Annotated in this window: 13 protein-coding genes and 1 tRNA gene; 13 read left to right on the top strand and 1 reads right to left on the bottom strand. The window is 44.7% G+C overall.

Annotated elements, in window-relative coordinates; all coding sequences use genetic code 11:
* Window positions 1-33 precede the first annotated feature (33 nt).
* Entirely contained in the window at window positions 34-1,026 is a 993-nt protein-coding gene (locus LIZ08_RS00660) for a PhoH family protein (protein ID WP_125826752.1), read from the top strand.
* A gap of 335 nt (window positions 1,027-1,361) precedes the next feature.
* On the opposite strand, the gene ald is transcribed toward LIZ08_RS00660, so the two are convergent.
* Window positions 1,362-2,474: an alanine dehydrogenase gene (gene ald, locus LIZ08_RS00655; RefSeq protein ID WP_049498637.1), complete on the bottom strand. Its 1,113-nt coding sequence runs from the start codon at window positions 2,472-2,474 to the stop codon at window positions 1,362-1,364.
* A gap of 200 nt (window positions 2,475-2,674) precedes the next feature.
* Here ald and LIZ08_RS00650 point away from each other — a divergent pair, with 200 nt between their 5' ends.
* The 12 genes from LIZ08_RS00650 to secG all read left to right on the top strand — a co-directional run bounded on the left by LIZ08_RS00650 (window position 2,675) and on the right by secG (window position 12,223).
* Complete coding sequence (locus LIZ08_RS00650; RefSeq protein ID WP_003008216.1) at window positions 2,675-3,283, top strand: GNAT family N-acetyltransferase; 609 nt, start codon at window positions 2,675-2,677, stop codon at window positions 3,281-3,283.
* A 12-nt stretch (window positions 3,284-3,295) separates the two neighbouring features.
* A tRNA-Thr gene (locus tag LIZ08_RS00645) sits at window positions 3,296-3,368 on the top strand.
* 393 nt (window positions 3,369-3,761) lie between these two features.
* On the top strand, window positions 3,762-5,486 hold the full coding sequence (gene tetA(46), locus LIZ08_RS00640) for a tetracycline efflux ABC transporter Tet(46) subunit A (RefSeq protein WP_227038049.1): 1,725 nt from the start codon (window positions 3,762-3,764) through the stop codon (window positions 5,484-5,486).
* Between the two features lies 1 nt (window position 5,487).
* Window positions 5,488-7,224, top strand: coding sequence for a tetracycline efflux ABC transporter Tet(46) subunit B (gene tetB(46) / locus LIZ08_RS00635; RefSeq protein ID WP_227038048.1), 1,737 nt, complete (start codon window positions 5,488-5,490; stop codon window positions 7,222-7,224).
* A 96-nt stretch (window positions 7,225-7,320) separates the two neighbouring features.
* Window positions 7,321-7,818 carry an rRNA maturation RNase YbeY gene (ybeY, locus tag LIZ08_RS00630; protein ID WP_003005431.1) on the top strand — a complete coding sequence of 166 codons (498 nt, stop codon included), beginning with the start codon at window positions 7,321-7,323 and terminating at the stop codon, window positions 7,816-7,818.
* Window positions 7,799-8,197, top strand: a complete 399-nt coding sequence (locus tag LIZ08_RS00625; RefSeq protein WP_024055698.1) for a diacylglycerol kinase family protein — start codon at window positions 7,799-7,801, stop codon at window positions 8,195-8,197. The genes ybeY and LIZ08_RS00625 overlap by 20 nt, the downstream gene beginning before the upstream one ends.
* Before the next feature lie 29 nt (window positions 8,198-8,226).
* Window positions 8,227-9,126 carry a GTPase Era gene (gene era, locus LIZ08_RS00620; protein ID WP_003004993.1) on the top strand — a complete coding sequence of 300 codons (900 nt, stop codon included), beginning with the start codon at window positions 8,227-8,229 and terminating at the stop codon, window positions 9,124-9,126.
* A 45-nt stretch (window positions 9,127-9,171) separates the two neighbouring features.
* Entirely contained in the window at window positions 9,172-9,996 is an 825-nt protein-coding gene (mutM, locus tag LIZ08_RS00615; RefSeq protein WP_129824032.1) for a DNA-formamidopyrimidine glycosylase, read from the top strand.
* Window positions 9,997-10,593, top strand: coding sequence for a dephospho-CoA kinase (coaE, locus tag LIZ08_RS00610; RefSeq protein ID WP_227038046.1), 597 nt, complete (start codon window positions 9,997-9,999; stop codon window positions 10,591-10,593).
* A gap of 16 nt (window positions 10,594-10,609) precedes the next feature.
* Window positions 10,610-11,809: a multidrug efflux MFS transporter gene (locus LIZ08_RS00605; RefSeq protein WP_227038078.1), complete on the top strand. Its 1,200-nt coding sequence runs from the start codon at window positions 10,610-10,612 to the stop codon at window positions 11,807-11,809.
* Window positions 11,799-11,948, top strand: coding sequence for a 50S ribosomal protein L33 (gene rpmG / locus LIZ08_RS00600; protein WP_227038044.1), 150 nt, complete (start codon window positions 11,799-11,801; stop codon window positions 11,946-11,948). Before LIZ08_RS00605 ends, rpmG begins: the two co-directional genes overlap by 11 nt.
* Window positions 11,949-11,989: 41 nt before the next feature.
* Entirely contained in the window at window positions 11,990-12,223 is a 234-nt protein-coding gene (secG, locus tag LIZ08_RS00595; RefSeq protein ID WP_003008189.1) for a preprotein translocase subunit SecG, read from the top strand.
* Window positions 12,224-12,302 lie beyond the last annotated feature (79 nt).

Here is a 12,302-nt window from a genome sequence, read left to right as displayed (position 1 = left end):
TAATAGAAAAACACAGGTAGAGAGGTTCTTTATTTGCAAGAACATTCAGTTGAAATTACATTAACGCATCCAGACGATCTCTTTCATTTGTTTGGATCTAACGAACGCCATCTTCGTTTGATGGAGCAAGAATTTGGGGTAACTATTCATGCCCGGACAGAAATCGTCCAAATCATTGGGGAAAAAGAAACCTGCGAGCAGGTTCGTCAAGTCATCCAGGCTCTTTTGGTCCTCGTTAACCGTGGCATGACCATTGGAACGCCGGATGTGGTGACCGCCGTTACCATGGTGAGAAATGGGGAATTGGATAAGTTCATCGCTCTCTATGAAGAAGAGATTATCAAGGATAGTTACGGCAAGCCCATTCGAGTTAAAACGCTTGGTCAAAAGATCTATGTCGATAGTGTCAAGAACCATGATGTCACTTTTGGGATTGGACCAGCGGGGACTGGGAAAACCTTCCTAGCAGTGACCTTGGCCGTGACTGCCCTCAAGCGTGGTCAGGTCAAGCGAATCATTTTGACCCGTCCTGCTGTAGAAGCTGGAGAGAGCCTTGGTTTCCTACCAGGGGATCTTAAAGAAAAAGTAGACCCTTATCTACGTCCGGTCTATGATGCTCTTTACCAGATTTTAGGGAAAGACCAAACCACTCGGATGATGGAGCGGGAGATTATCGAGATTGCGCCTTTGGCTTATATGCGGGGGCGGACCTTGGACGATGCCTTTGTCATCCTCGATGAAGCGCAAAATACCACCATCATGCAGATGAAGATGTTTTTGACCCGTCTTGGTTTTAACTCTAAGATGATTGTCAATGGTGATACCAGCCAGATTGACCTTCCTCGAAATGTTAAATCCGGCTTGATTGATGCCCAGGAGAAATTGAAGAACATTTCTCAAATTGACTTTGTGCATTTCTCTGCCAAGGATGTCGTTCGCCATCCAGTAGTAGCAGAAATTATCCGGGCCTACGAGCCTATTCCGAATCCGGTCCTCAAAGAAGAATCGGATGTGGAAGATGAATAAAAGAAAAGGCAAAGATCATCGGATCTTTGCCTTAAATTGACGATGAAATCATCTCCTAGCCTTTCCTTAGGTGAGAACGGAGGTTAGGTGAAATTATCCAGTGGATGATTTCAGCAATCCAAGAAGTTCCATGACTAATAATAGAGCCTAAGGTCTCAATTATTCCGAGTGCTTGAAACTAAATTGTTTCAAGCACTTTTCTCACGGCGGAAAGACTCTGAAAATGATTTAAAAAACTCAAAACAACTTGTTTTTTCCAAAACAGTTTTAATTAGTTCATATGAAAAATAAGTTGCTAATGTTTTTCGATGATAATTCTTTAAATATATGATAGTTTAAACCAATTCATCAATTGGTGTGAAGTCGCGCTCTAAACCAGTAGCAACGGGTTGGCTTGTGATATGGCCTTGGTAAGTAGTGACACCTTGGCGCAAGCCTTCATCGAGGGCGATGGCCTTGTGGAAGCCATTGTCAGCTAGGGATTCAACATAAGGAAGGGTCACATTGGTAAGGGCGATAGTAGAGGTACGAGCGACAGCCCCTGGAATATTGGCAACGGCATAGTGGAGCACGCCATGTTTTTCGTAAACTGGCTCCGTATGCGTTGTGACACGGTCTGCTGTTTCAATAACCCCACCTTGGTCAACGGCCACATCGACGATGACTGAACCGGGACGCATTTGTTTGACCATATCGTCTGTCACTAATTTAGGAGCTTTAGCACCAGGAATCAAGACAGCACCGATGACAACATCAGCATCACGGACGCTGGCTTCAATGTTAAATGGGTTGGACATAAGGGTTTGGATTTGATGACCAAAGACATCTTCCAGAACAGCCAAACGTTTAGCGCTGATATCTAAGATGGTCACTTGGGCACCTAGTCCAAGGGCAATACGAGCCGCGTGGGTTCCAACGACCCCGCCTCCGATGATGGTAACTTTTCCTTTGGGAACACCTGGCACCCCACCTAGGAGGACTCCTGATCCACCTTCTTGTTTGGTCAGGAAGTGAGCACCGATTTGCACGGCCATCCGTCCAGCAACCTCACTCATTGGTACCAAGAGTGGCAACTGTCCATCTAAATCTCGAACGGTTTCGTAGGCCACTCCAGTTGTCTTGGCTGCGACCATAGCATCTGCTAATTCAGGTGCGGCAGCCATATGCAAGTAGGTGAAGAGCAAGAGGTCTTCACGAAGGAAACCATATTCTTCAGCAAGAGGTTCTTTGACTTTGACTACCATCTCAGCGGCCCAAGCTTCTGTAGCAGTCGCAACGATGGTTGCCCCTTGCTTAGTATAATCTTCATCCGCAAAGCCAGAACCAAGTCCAGCATTTGTTTCCACCAAAACTTGATGTCCTTTCTTCACCAAGCTTTGTACGCCTGCAGGTGTCAAACCGACCCGATTTTCGTTGTTTTTAATTTCTTTAGGAATTCCAATGAGCATTCTTGCCTCCTTGCTCAGATTTAGGTGTAAAAAGGCCATTGGTGTGAGATGGCTCCCTTGACTCAATGACCTTTTCACTCCTTATCTGATTGTTTTGATTGATTTAATTGTATAGAAAAGTGGGTTAAAAAGCAAGAAAAATTTGAGCTTGCCTTCCTTTATGTTATTTGCTAAACTAATCCCTAAAGAAGGAGAGTCAAATGGAAAATTTATATGTGAAGTTAGCGGCTTATCGAGAAATAGAGACTGAGCGCTTGCACTTGCGTCCGGTCACTCTTGAAGACGCACCGGCTATGTTTGAGTATGCTTCTGATGAGACAGTTACGCGCTATACCTTTGCAACCAATCAAAGTCTAGAAGAGACGCGTAATAATATTGCCCTCTTATACCTAGCGAGCCCACTTGGAAGATGGGGGATCGAGCTCAAAGAGAATGGAAAATTTATCGGGACGATTGATTTACTGGATTTGGATCTTTGTCTGAAGAAGGGGAGTATCGGCTATGTTCTGAATAAAGACTATTGGAACCAAGGTCTTGCGACAGAGGCTACCAAGGCAGTCATTGCCTTGGCTTTTGAACAGTTAGGGATGAACAAGCTCATTGCTGTTCATGATCAGGACAACCCAGCTTCTGGACGGGTGATGGCCAAATCAGGGATGAAATATTCTCACGAGGAGCCCTACGCGATGCTAGACTTGCATGAAGAAGGGAGAATGGTGACGAGAGTTCATTATGTCCTCACGAAAGAAGAATATTTGGCAGAAAAAATGAGTCAGGATATTGACAAAAGACCTATCTCCATGATATAGTAGATAGGTACTGCTGGTTTAGCTCAGTCGGTAGAGCGCATCCATGGTAAGGATGAGGTCGCCGGTTCAATCCCGGCAACTAGCATAGCAGAAGAGGGAAGCTTAGAGAGGGTCTAGGCTTCTTTTTTTGCGAGTCCATCTTTAAAAGTCCAGTTTTTTCAACAATTTTCAAAAAAACGTTGACAAGCAAGGAAATCCGTGGTAAAGTTAGAACAACAAAGAGAAAGGAGAAAACCATCATGAACAAAGTAGATGTTTTGATGACACAATTGAATACACAGCTTCTCCAATCTCAGTTGAGTTCGATGTAAACTATAAATGAAACCCAAAATGGAGGATTCTGTCTTGGGTTTTTTGTATGCATTTTTGCCTGCCTTAACTGAATTGGTGACAGGCATCAGAAGGCCCAAGTGTGGATTGAGTATGTACTCAGCTCCTTGCTTGGGTTTTTTCTGTGCCATTTTGAAAAGGAGAATATATGATCAGAGCTATTTGGGAGTATATCAGGGAGCGCAAGTGGCGATATGTGAAGATCGCTATGGTCCTGATTCTTTATGATTACACTTTATTGATCCCGACGCAAGTCATCCAGCGCTTAGTGGATCATTTGAGTCAGCAGACGCTGACACAATCTAACTTTGTATGGGATATGGTCCTCTTGGTAGGATCGGCCATCCTTAACTATTTGACGGCTTTTTATTGGCAGTTGCGCCTCTTTCAGTCGTCAGTCCATTTCAAGGCGACCCTTCAGGGACAAGCGTTTCGTAAGCTAGTAGCTATGCGGCGTCCCTTTTTTGAGAAATTCCGTTCAGGAGATCTCTTGACGCGCTTTACGACAGATGTGGATGGGATGGCCGATATGGCTGGTTACGGGATGATGGTGCTCCTGTTTGGCGGTGGCTTGTTTGCCTTTATTATTCCGACCATGTTTTTTATTTCTTGGCAATTAACCTTGATTTCCTTTATTCCCATGATCTTCCTCGTCGTCTCTACCTATTTTTTGAGTAGAAAGCAGGAGGAGTATGTTGAGCAAAACCGGGAAGCGGTCGCTCAGTTGAACGATGAAGTCTTGGAGTCAATCGAAGGGATCCGTGTCATGCGGGCCTATAGTAGACGGGATCAGCAGGTCAAACAGTTTCAGAAAAAAACGGCCAGTCTATCCAAAACGGGGGATAAAATTGCCTCTATCCAGTATTCTTTTGGACCTTTAGCTCTGTTGTTTATTGGATTCTCGACAGTCTTGCTCCTGCTATTTGGAGGCCAGTCCCTGGCAAGCGGGCAGTTGAGCCTTGGTAAGTTATTGGCTTTACAGCTGTATTTGGTCTTCTTAATTGAGCCTATGTGGATGATGGCGGACCTGATCTTGGTCTACCAGACAGGGCAAATGTCCTATAAAAAATTAAAAGAAGTGATTGATGAAACGGATGATCTGGAGCTAGATGGTCCTCACTACTTAGAGCAGATTGATTTGGTGCAGTTTAAGGACTATTCTTTCAGCTATCCTGGTGCTGAGCGAAAGAGCCTGTCAGGCATTGATTGGACTATTCAGAAAGGACAGACGGTTGGAATTGTTGGTCGTACCGGTGCAGGAAAGACTACCCTTGTTCGACAATTCTTGCGGCAGTACCCAGTTGGTGAGGGAGAATTCTTGGTTAACCAGCAACCGATCGTGGACTACAACCGACACTCGATTGAAGAAAAAATTGGCTATGTTTCCCAAGAACATATTTTATTCTCCAAGTCTATCCGTGAGAATATAGCGCTTGGTAAAAAAGGAGCCAGCCAAGATGACTTGGTGGAAGCAGTAGCCCAAGCTGCTTTTACGGATGATCTCGAGCGGATGTCTCAGGGAATGGACACCCTGATCGGTGAGAAAGGGGTATCTGTATCAGGTGGTCAAAAACAACGGATCTCCCTGGCGCGTGCCTTCTTAAGAGATGCTGAGCTCTTGCTGTTAGATGATTCCCTTTCGGCAGTGGATGCGAAGACTGAACAGGCCATTATTGACACAATTCAAAAGGAACGAAAAGACAAGACGACCCTCATTGTTTCTCATCGCTTGTCTGCTGTTCATCAGGCGGATTGGATCATCGTCTTGGATCAAGGGCAGATTGTAGAAGAAGGCAGGGCTAGTGATTTATTAGCTCAGGAGGGATGGTATTATGAACAATACCAACGGCAACAAAAACAGGAAGGAGAATAAGATGAAAGTATTGAAACGATTATTATCGAGGATCACGCTTTATCCAACTGTCTTTCTTGCTGGCTTTGTTTGCCTCTTACTAGCCACTATTTTTTCTGAATTGTCACCCTTTCTTCTCCAAAAGATGATCGATGGGCCTTTGACTGCATTGACCCACGGTGGCGGGCAAGGGGACTTGCTTCAGATGGGAGGTTTTTATCTCTTGGTCTTGAGCCTGGGGCAGCTTATTAGCTACATGGGCAATCGGATCTTGCTACATGGAAGTAACCAAGTAACCGCTAGTCTGAGAGACCAAGCCTTTCAAGTCATGCAAGGGCTGCCTATTTCTTATTTTGATGATAAGCCGGCTGGGAAGATCGCGACAAGAATTGTCAATGATACAGAGACCTTGCGGACCCAGTTTTATAACTCTTGTATGATTTTAGTCATCTATTTGGTACGCTTTCTCTTTATCCTAGGGATTCTCTTTTACCTGAGTCCTATGATGGGACTTCTCTTGTGTTTGGTCTTTCCGATTTTCTATGGGATCCAGTATCTCTACAAGGTCATGACGGACCAGCCGATGAAGGATTTCTTTGATGCGCGAAGCGAGGTCAATACCCAGGTCAATGAACTCTTGCACGGTGCCAGTATGATTCAGCTCTATCATCAAGAGCCTGGTGTGGTGGAGGAGTTTGAAGCCACTACTCAGAAGATGTTAGGAGCCAATGATAGAATTCTCTTAGCCGATTCTATTGCTTCTTGGACCTTGACGGAATTGCTCAAGTTTTTAGTGATTGCAGGCATTTTGACTATCGCTGGGATTTCATTCCTACAAGGTAATATTGGTGTGACGGCTGGTTTCCTATTTATCAATATTAACTATGTGATTAATCTATTTGATCTCATGGCCAATCTTAGTCGTCAATTCCCAAATATTCGGCGATCCTTAGAAACGGGGAGTCGCGTCCTTGCTTTCTTAGATCAACCCTTAGAGGATGATGGTGTATCGGAACTGAAGATGGAAAAGGCAGAAGTCGTGTTTGGCGATGTTCAATTTGCCTATGAAGAAGGCAAGCCAGTTCTGAGAGATATTGCCTTTCAGGCTAGCCCTGGGGAAACCATCGCTCTTGTGGGCCATACTGGATCAGGTAAGTCTTCGATTATGAATCTGTTCTATCGTTTTTATGATCCTCAAGAAGGAGCGATTTTGATCGATGGTCAAGATATTCGCCAAGTCTCTCGTGAGAGCCTACGAAGCCATATGGGGATTGTCCTGCAGGATCCTTATCTATTTACAGGGACCATTGCTAGTAATGTGGCCATGAATCAGGATCACATTGATCGGGATGCAGTCCAAGATGCCTTGAAAAAAGTCGGGGCTTGGCCCTTTGTAGAGCGCCTTGAAAAGGGGATCGACCATCCAGTCGTAGAAAAAGGATCCGCCTTTTCAAGTGGTGAGCGCCAATTGATTTCCTTTGCGCGGACGCTCTATATGAATCCGCAAATTCTGATTTTGGATGAGGCAACCTCTCACATCGATACGGAAACAGAAGAAATCATCCAGAAGGCTATGGCAGTCCTGCAAAAGGGCCGGACCACCTTTATCATTGCCCATCGCTTGTCCACTATCCAAGATGCGGATCAGATCTTAGTCTTATCCGAAGGACGCATTGTGGAGCGTGGTAGACACGAGGAACTAGTCACACAAGGCGGGATCTATGCTCAGATGAATGCCATCCAGCAAACAGTGGTGTAAAATTGTCCTGCAAAGAAAAAGATTGAAAACCAGCCTGTATCTAGTATATAGGCTGGTTTTATGCTATAATGAAGTGATAATAGTGAGGTGATCCAGATGTATATTGAAATGGTAGATGAGACTGGTCAAGTCTCTGACGAAATCTTAAAACAAACGCAAGAAATTTTAGAATTTGCTGCTCAAAAAATTGGGAAAGAAGACAAGGAAATGGCTGTGACTTTTGTAACCAATGAACGCAGTCATGAACTAAATCTTGAATACCGTGATACGGATCGTCCGACGGATGTCATCAGTTTAGAATACAAGCCGGAGATGGAGATTTCTTTTGACGAGGAAGACCTTGCAGAAAATCCAGAATTGGCAGAGATGATGGCTGAATTCGATACCTATATTGGTGAGCTCTTTATTTCAATTGATAAGGCGCGTGAGCAAGCTGAAGAATATGGCCACAGTTTTGAGCGCGAAATGGGATTTTTAGCAGTGCATGGTTTTCTTCATATCAATGGCTATGATCACTATACGCCGGAAGAAGAAAAGGAAATGTTTGGCTTACAGGAAGAGATTTTGACAGCCTATGGACTCACAAGACAATAAGCGAAAATGGAAAAATCGGGACTTCACTTCAAGTCTGGAGTTTGCGATAACAGGAATTTTCACGTCAATCAAAGAAGAGCGCAATATGCGCAAGCATGCCTTATCAGCCATCGTAGCAATTCTTGCTGGTTTGGTATTTAGGATTTCTGCGACAGAATGGCTCTTTTTATTGCTCAGCATCACCTTGGTGATTGCGTTTGAAATTATGAATTCAGCCATTGAAAATGTGGTGGATTTAGCTAGTAACTACCATTTCTCCATGTTGGCAAAGAATGCCAAAGACATGGCAGCTGGAGCAGTCCTCGTCGTATCAGGCTTTGCCCTACTGACAGGACTGGTGATTTTTGTGCCCAAATTCTGGGCCTTGGTATTTGGATAAGAGGGAGTATGCCCTCGTGAAAGGATAATATGACATTTAAATCAGGCTTTGTAGCCATTTTAGGACGTCCCAATGTTGGGAAGTCAACGTTTTTGAACCACGTCATGGGGCAAAAAATTGCCATCATGAGTGACAAGGCGCAGACAACGCGCAATAAGATTATGGGGATTTATACGACGGATAAGGAACAGATCGTCTTTATCGATACCCCAGGGATTCACAAACCCAAGACAGCCCTTGGAGACTTCATGGTGGAGTCGGCCTATAGCACCCTTCGAGAAGTGGATACCGTTCTCTTTATGGTGCCAGCAGACGAGCCACGTGGGAAAGGCGATGATATGATTATCGAACGCCTCAAGGCTGCTAAGGTGCCGGTTATTCTGGTGGTCAACAAGATCGACAAGGTGCACCCTGACCAACTCTTGGCGCAAATCGATGACTTCCGTAGTCAGATGGATTTCAAGGAAATTGTACCGATTTCAGCCCTTCAAGGGAACAACGTTTCGCGTTTGATTGACATTTTGAGCGAAAACTTAGAAGAAGGTTTCCAATATTTCCCTGCCGATCAAATCACTGACCATCCAGAGCGCTTCTTGGTCTCTGAAATGATCCGTGAAAAGGTTTTGCATTTAACGCGGGAAGAAATTCCCCACTCTGTGGCAGTAGTAGTGGATTCTATGAAGCGGGATGAAGAGACAGATAAGGTCCATATCCGAGCAACCATCATGGTCGAGCGCGATAGCCAAAAAGGGATTGTCATCGGAAAAGGTGGCGCCATGCTCAAGAAGATCGGAACCCTTGCGCGGAAGGATATTGAGCTCATGCTAGGGGACAAGGTCTTCCTAGAAACCTGGGTCAAGGTCAAGAAAAATTGGCGGGATAAGAAATTGGATCTTGCCGATTTCGGATACAACGAAAAAGAATATTAAGAAGAGGTGGGCAGAAGCCTGCTTCTTGTTTTTGAAAGGAGTTCTATGCCTGAATTACCAGAAGTAGAAACGGTTCGACGCGGTCTTGAGAAATTAATTCTTGGGAAAACCATCCAATCCGTGGAAGTAAAGTATCCAAAGATGATTCAGACGGATCGGGATGCTTTTCGTCAAGATCTCCCGGGGCAAGAAATTCGGGCCATGGGGCGCCGCGGGAAATACCTCTTGTTTTATCTGACGGATCTGGTCCTCATCTCGCATTTGCGGATGGAAGGCAAGTATTTCTTTTATCCAGACGAGGTTCCTCTTCGCAAGCATGCCCATGTCTTCTTTCATTTTACAGATGGTAGCACCCTGGTCTATGAAGATGTCCGCAAGTTTGGGACCATGGAAGTCCTAGTACCTGAGCTTGTCGACAGCTATTTTTTGGCGAAAAAAATTGGTCCAGAGCCGACAGAAGCGGATTTTAAAGCACCAGCCTTCCAAGCAGCTCTTAAAAAATCAAAGAAACCCATTAAATCAGCTCTTTTAGACCAAAAATTAGTGGCTGGTTTGGGCAATATTTATGTGGATGAGGTTCTTTATCGAGCCAAGGTTCATCCAGCACGTTTGGGTCAAAGCTTGACTGCTAGAGAAGCCAAAGCAATCCGCAAAGAAACGATTGCTGTGCTTGCTCAAGCTGTTGAAAAGGGTGGCTCCACCATTCGCTCCTACAGCAATGCTTTTGGAGAAGACGGCACTATGCAGGAAGAACACCAGGTCTATGGAAAAACAGGCCAGCCGTGTTTGCGCTGCGGGACGCCGATTGAGAAAATTCAGCTGGGGGGACGTGGAACCCATTTTTGCCCTCACTGCCAAAAGGAGAACTAGATGGCGAGAATCATTGGATTAACAGGAGGGATTGCTTCAGGAAAGTCCACTGTCACCTCCTATTTGAGAGAAAAAGGCTATCCGGTAATTGATGCTGATCGAGTGGTCCATGACTTGCAAGCACCAGGAGGAGCTCTCTACCGTGTCTTAGTAGATCATTTTGGGAGAGAGATCCTTACCAAAGAAGGAGAGCTGGACCGCGTCGCTTTGGGTCAGCGGATCTTTTCAAATCCTAGTGAAAGAAACTGGTCCAATCTCGTCCAAGGCAGGCTTATTCGTGAGGCTCTAGCTGAGGTAAGAGATAGACAAGCTGCACAATCCGATCTCTTTTTTATGGATATTCCACTCTTAATCGAGCAAGGCTATGAAGAGTGGTTTGAATCTGTCTGGTTGGTAGCTGTATCAAAAGAAACCCAGCTCAAACGCCTGATGGAACGCAACCACTTATCAGAACTGCAGGCCCAAGAACGCATTGCGTCTCAAATGCCGCTAGATGAAAAAAGCGCCCATGCAGATCTGGTCTTAGACAATAATGACGATCTAACGGCCCTCTATGCCCAATTAGATGCAGCCCTAAAACAATTAGAAAGAAGATGATTTTATCACAAGAGAAATCAATTGGCGTAAAAATCTATATATTGCCTGGATCGGCTGCTTTTTCATCGGAGCCAGCCTTTCTTTAGTCGTTCCTTTTATGGCCCTCTTTGTGGAAGAGTTGGGTGTTACGGGCAAGGCTGTTCCCTTTTATGCTGGGATAGCCGTCGCGAGTTCTTCTGTGACCTCTGCGATCATGTCTCCCATCTGGGGGAGCTTAGCCGACCGCTATGGTCGAAAACCCATGATGCTTAGAGCCTCCATTGCCATGACGCTGACCATGGGAGGCATTGCCTTTGTTCCATCAGTTTTTTGGCTCTTGGTCCTGCGCTTGCTCAATGGGGTCTTTTCAGGCTTTGTTCCCAATAGTACAGCCCTGATTGCCAGTCAAGTTCCCAAGGACCAATCTGGCTATGCCCTAGGGACCTTGTCGACTGGTGTCGTGGCTGGAACCTTGATGGGTCCTTTGATTGGAGGACTCATTGCCGAAAATCTGGGAATGCGCAATGTCTTTCTCTTGGTCGGCTTCTTCTTATTTTTGGTTTCCCTCTTAACCTTCTGGGGTATTGAGGAAGAGTACGAGCCCCTTCCAAAAGAAGAACAAAAATCCAGTTGGCAGTTGCTCATGTCCATTCAGCAAAAAGATATCCTCTTGGGACTCTTTTTGACCAGCATGACCATTCAAATGATCGCCCAATCTATTTCTCCGATCCTGCCCCTTTATGTGCGAGCTTTGGGACAAAGAGATAACCTGATCTTTGTATCGGGGATGATTGTTTCGGCTATGGGAGTCTCTAGTATGCTCTTTTCAGGTTGGATGGGAAAACTTGGAGACCGAATCGGGAATCACCGGCTCTTATTAATCGCCCTTCTTTATAGTGGCTGTCTCTATATCCTTTGTGCCCAAGCGCAAACACCCCTACAATTAGGGATTTTACGCTTCCTCTTTGGGATCGGGACAGGAGCCCTACTACCAGGAGTTTCCGCATTATTGAATCGATTAACCCCTCCTGAAGGGATTTCTCGGATCTTTAGCTACAACCAGCTCTTTTATTATTTAGGTGGCGTATTAGGACCAATGATGGGATCGAGTATTTTCATGCATTTTGGCTATCATTGGGTATTTTACGGTACAGCCCTTTTGGCCTTTACCGATTTGATGTTCCTCTTATTCTTATTTAGAAAGTATTTGAAAGTGAGAGACGTACGTGCGAATTAAAGTTCAATTGACCTGCACCAGCTGTGGGAGTCAGAATTATTTGACCAGTAAAAATTCCAAAACCCATCCTGAAAAGATCGAGGTCTTGAAGTATTGTCCCAAGGAAAGAAAAGTAACCTTACATATTGAATCAAAATGATTTTCATGGTATAATAGTGAGGATTTTAAGGAGTTTTGAATATGAGCGGAGCATTAACAACTATTTTACTAGTATTATCAGTATTGATTATTATCGCAATTTTTATGCAACCAACAAAAAACCAATCGAGCAACGTCTTTGACGCAAGTTCAAATGACTTGTTTGAACGTTCAAAAGCGCGCGGGTTTGAAGCCGTGATGCAGCGTTTAACAGCTATTATGATCTTCTTTTGGTTATTGATCGCGATGATCTTAATGGTACTTTCTAGTAGATAAGATAGGCTCAGACAATGTCTTTGCCTATTTTTATTTTGTAAAACAAAGACACAAGTAGATAGAAAAAAGGAGGCTGGAT

It is taken from the genome of Streptococcus sp. 210928-DFI.4.42, assembly GCF_020554365.1.
GTDB classification, from domain to species: domain Bacteria; phylum Bacillota; class Bacilli; order Lactobacillales; family Streptococcaceae; genus Streptococcus; species Streptococcus parasanguinis_S.
This window is presented reverse-complemented; position numbering and strand designations above follow the sequence as displayed.